This window comes from Burkholderia sp. Ac-20384 (assembly GCF_017104605.1).
Taxonomy (GTDB): domain Bacteria; phylum Pseudomonadota; class Gammaproteobacteria; order Burkholderiales; family Burkholderiaceae; genus Burkholderia; species Burkholderia lata.
On sequence record NZ_JAAGPE010000476.1, the window covers coordinates 1 to 4,653 of the forward strand.

The window sequence follows — 4,653 nt, forward strand, 5'->3', positions numbered from 1 at the left end:
TTGAGCGCCACCAGCTGCCGCCGCGCCGGTTGCAGTGCGTGATGAGTTCGCCGAGCGTGTGCACTTTGACGTCAGCGAGGCGCTGCGCGCAAGCGGTCGGAACCAGCGGGCGATCGCGTGGCCGGGCGCCGGCATCGCCTTGGCCCAGCTGCCGGCGGCCTGCTCGATCAGCTCCAACGACACCGGCGTGAGGCCCGACTCGCCGTACTTGTGGATCGACGCCTCCAGGTGCTCGGTCAGCACGGCGGAGCCTTTCTCACAACGGTGCGGACGACGAGCACTGTGGGATTGGCATTGACCCGTAAGCAGGCACCAAAGTCATTCCGAACATCAGGCCTCCATTCCCACATTGTCCAGGCTGACTGATTCGCTCTGCTTAACCGGTTGGGGCTGCCTCAACATGCGCGCCCACCCATCTGCTAGGAAGTCAGCCGTGTGATTCATCACGTTGACGATAGCTCTCCCGGCAGGCTGGGTAAGCGCAAGTTTGGGATGCTCGATAGCCCTCAATTCTGCCTCGGTAATGTGGATGCTACGACTAGGATCATTGCTCCTGATTCGCTGGATCGCCTTGTCGACGATAAGGCTAATCATTTGCCTGTCTTTCTCCGTGTCGGTCGTCATCCAGCTTCCCATTCCCAGATGATTGGCGGTCAATATGTTGGTACCGAGACTCAGGATCTCCGTGGGAGTATTGACCATGATCGAGGCGATTTTCTGCACGGAATCGTTGACGAGTCCCAGACGGGCCGGAATGTCGACCGGAAGGAAGCCGGCCGTGAAACTCAGCACGGAGCCGATGCCCATCGAGTTCACTGCCATCCCCCAGCCTGGTGCCGCTTCCAGCGTGGACTGCGTGTCGGATTTGATTTGAGTCCGTAGCGCGGCCTTCGCTTCCGACACGCTCGTCGCCGGTGTATTGTTCACTTCCGGGACGGGGAAAAAGCCTTCGTTCATCTTTTGTGTTACGCCAGCAGCCATCTCATCATGCGCGTTGGCAATTTCCCGCGGCACCATGGCACCGGAAGTGGATGACGCCACCTGGTTCGTCAACGCCTGAACGGGCAACATGCCTATCGATCTGTCCAGTGCAGCCGCGTTGTTCGCAATTGACCCCACTGCCGCAATGCCCCCCGAGACCACGGAATCCTTGAGGTCATCGAGGAATTCATCGACAGACTCTGGCAAGAGTCGTTCACCCTGAAACGTGCCGAGCAGTCGTTTGACGATTAACGAATCGACCGTCTCGGCTATCAGCGGCGTCACTGAATCCGCGATAACGCGAACGATTCGCGTGACTGCATGCTCCTTCCCATACGCGCTGGCCGTAGCCGCCACCAATGCCTTCCACGCCACGCCGTCGAGTGCATAGGTGAGACCACCACTGACCGCCAGGCTGGCAAACATGGCGACGCCGATTTCCTTGGTGAACGCCTTCTGGTTGATGACCGAGTTGATCGACTGAGCCCCGAGGCGCCCACGCAACTCAAGCGTTGCCGAATCAGCTTCGTTCAGGCAATCTTCGACCAGTTTCTTCAATGGCGCGTGATCAGATTCAACCGCATAGTGGATTTCTTGCAGGAACTGGAATGGATGGAAGCCCACATCCGGTGCGGTGTCAGCCGACGCTCGATTTCCCCCGAGGGTAGCAAGCTGCAGATCTCCCGGGGGCTCTAGACCGCCGTGCGGCGACGCAATGGCCTCATCAGATCGGGCTGCCTCGTCCGCAGCCTGCGACGTGTGCGGCTTAAGCCGCGCGTCGCTCCCGAAGCCCTGCACCCCTTTCTTGATTGCTTGTCGGGTCGAGTAAGCCGTCAAATTGATGTCGGCGTTGACTTGCTCCCCGTCTTCCATTGTCAGCCCGGACACCTTGCAACCGTGCTCGAATGCGGACGTCTTGGCAAAAATTGCGTTGTCCAACGGAAGGCCAAGTCGGCATCCGTCCGGCGGCAATTGCAGTGCAGCGAACTTTTCGGGGTACCTAGCCTGTACAAAGCGCAAAATCGCCTCGACGGCCTTGTCGGTACAGTGGACGTGACCAGCCGCATCGCGGGTCACGTCCCCGGAGAAAATCGCTGGCAATCGATACTCACCTTTTGACATCAGCGCAGCGGCCCGCTGAAGGTAATCGGCTTTTGCCGCTTGCTGCTGCTCACGCAGGTGCGGGACGCCTTCGATAAGCGTGTCCAACAGCTCTCTCGTCCGTGCCCTGCGCTTCAACTCGGGGTCGTTCGACCGCACCTGCTCGATGGTCCGTGATGCTACTGCATGCCACCTCGCGCGGGCAGTAGACGTGTTGTCGGCGGTACTGGTCGCTGCGCTTTTGGCAGATGCGAGTTTCGGCAGGTCCGCAAACTGGGAACGAGAATTCGTGGTGGAATCGCGCCTGGCGGGCTGCGTCGTCGAGTGAGCAGGATGATTGTCATCCGCGGTCGAATCAACGACGGTGACGAAATTTATAGAGCGATTGCTGGGAATCGTGAACATATCAGCGTGCCTTAGAGGTCAGTTCAAAAACCTTGCTCAGCTAGCCTGAAGATGTTCCAGCAGACGAGCGAGCAGCCAAGTTCCAAGAATGCTTCGTGAATGTCGACAAGTCGTTCGAAGCGCGTGCGTAGACGACGGAAATTATGGAGCCAGGAGTGCGTATGTTCGACCACCCAACGATACTTGCCGAGTCCGCCACCGTATTCGGTCCGACGCTTCGCGATCACGGGCCTGATGCCGCGCTCACGCAGCGCACGACGGTGGCGCGTGGAATCGTAGCCTCGATCTCGCCAGGCACATTGGTTTCGCGGATGTTCCCGGCGAGAACGGGATCTTATGATGTGGCAAGTAGTCGCATGCAAGCGACCTAAACACGAAGAAATTGTCTTCGAATGCGAAGCATTTCCGATGCGCTTATTTTGAGGTGTCCGGTTATGGTGCGGCGAACGCTTGGTCCATCTGCCGGGCGCGTTTGATTTCGTCACTCTGCAGGTAGATATAGGTCGCTGCGATCGATGCGTGGCGCAGGTTGTCGCGCACGGTCGTCATCTCGGCGTAGACCGAAGCAAAGTTATCACCGTTTGCGAAGTAAAAATGTCTCTTCAGAGGTCGGCATCGACGCGGAATCTGAAAATTTCCGAAAAAATCATAGGCTTGCGTACCGCGAAATAAATGGTTCATCGCGGGAAACCGCGGAGCGTTTGAGGGGGATTGCGTAACCTGACGCCTGACTTTAAGGACGTCAGGAGGAGCAATTGCTCGATCGCAAGGCACTTCAGGCACTGGGCTGCTGGACCGGCTATCGGTTGGAGCGGGTGGAATGGCCGGAAGGCGAAAGCCACACGCTCTCGCTGTATCTGAAACCAGTCAGCAAGGTGATGTACTGCGAACAATGCGGGGCACGTTGCCAGCAGATCCACGAGACGACGGTTCGTCGCGTGCGCGATCTGCCGCTGTTCGAGTACCGAGTGGTGCTGCACGTCCCGCGCCGCCGGGTCTGGTGCGAACGCTGCGGCGGTCCGCGACTGGAGAAGCTGGCGTGGCTGGGCCGTTACCAGCGAGTGACGGAGCGATTTGCCAAGGCCTGCGAGAAACTGCTGCAAGCGGCCAGCGTACAGGCAGTGGCGGCCTTCTACGATCTGGGCTGGCACACGGTCAAATCGATCGACAAGATGCGCTTGCAAGCGCGTGTGGCTGAGCCGGACTGGTCGACGATCCGCTATTTGGCGATGGACGAGTTTGCACTCCATAAAGGCCATCGGTATGCCACGGTGGTGGTCGATCCGATCGGCCGGCAGGTGCTCTGGATTGGATCGGGGCGCTCACGCGAGACGGCCCGCGCCTTCTTCGAGCAGCTTCCTGAGGGTGTCGCCGAGCGCATCGAATACACCAAGTACTTCTGGTCGAAGACCCACTCATGCGGTGTCTGGATCATGCTCAGAATGCCGTCGTTGAGTCGCGCAACGCGAGATAGACGGCTCAGGGTTGGGGATGGAACTGGGGGAAAGAGGATCCAGCCGGCCTTGGTCAGGCTAGGCATCGCTACGCCTGTGCCCGATTCCCAGATCAAGTCTACGCTCGTCTGATACCGCGCCGCGATTCGACCCAACCAGCTACCAAACGCCTCTTCCAGGAAGGTGACCTGCCTGAGTTCTTCGGACCGTTTTAATCTTGGAGAACGGCCTCGATTGCTTCAGTTGAACAATACCGCTGCTTGAACTCGTTGGGCGTCAGGTAATCCAGGCTCGAATGTGGCCGGATCGTATTGTAGTGACGCCGCCACTGCTCGATCACGACCTTCGCCTCTGGCCGGGTCCTGAACCATTCCAGGCTCAGGCATTCGTCTCGCAACTTGCCGTTGAAGCTCTCGTCCGCGCCGTTCTGCCAGGGCTTGCCGGGATCGCTCAACGCCATGTCCATGCCGTTGTCTGCTGCCCACTTCAGAATCGCCCGTGACACGAATTCCGGCCCGTTGTCCGAACGTAGGTAACGCGGTGCACCGTGCAGGCTGACCAGTTGCGACAGCACCTCAACGATGCCCCTGTCTCGATTCCACGTACAGCAAGAAGTTTGATAACTTTTTGACTGTATGGAGAACAGAATGGCAGAGAACGTGGTGCCGAGAAGGCAATACACGCAGGAATTCAAGGTGGAGGCGGTGCGCTT

Annotated in this window: 1 protein-coding gene and 5 pseudogenes; 1 reads left to right on the forward strand and 5 read right to left on the reverse strand. The window is 58.8% G+C overall.

Going from position 1 to position 4,653, the window contains the following annotated elements; all coding sequences use genetic code 11:
* From G3O00_RS40055 to G3O00_RS43710, 4 genes and pseudogenes are all read right to left on the reverse strand, one after another.
* Positions 1-255, reverse strand: a pseudogene (locus G3O00_RS40055) (phage integrase family protein); the annotation flags it as partial.
* Between the two features lie 75 nt (positions 256-330).
* Complete coding sequence (locus G3O00_RS40060; protein WP_206146301.1) at positions 331-2,190, reverse strand: hypothetical protein; 1,860 nt, start codon at positions 2,188-2,190, stop codon at positions 331-333.
* A gap of 320 nt (positions 2,191-2,510) precedes the next feature.
* Positions 2,511-2,774: pseudogene (locus tag G3O00_RS40065) on the reverse strand (transposase); the annotation flags it as partial.
* Between the two features lie 145 nt (positions 2,775-2,919).
* Positions 2,920-3,042: pseudogene (locus G3O00_RS43710) on the reverse strand (integrase); the annotation flags it as partial.
* 200 nt (positions 3,043-3,242) lie between these two features.
* Here G3O00_RS43710 and G3O00_RS40075 point away from each other — a divergent pair.
* Positions 3,243-3,872, forward strand: a pseudogene (locus tag G3O00_RS40075) (helix-turn-helix domain-containing protein); the annotation flags it as partial.
* A gap of 280 nt (positions 3,873-4,152) precedes the next feature.
* Here G3O00_RS40075 and G3O00_RS40080 read toward each other — a convergent pair.
* Positions 4,153-4,532: pseudogene (locus tag G3O00_RS40080) on the reverse strand (integrase core domain-containing protein); the annotation flags it as partial.
* Positions 4,533-4,653 lie beyond the last annotated feature (121 nt).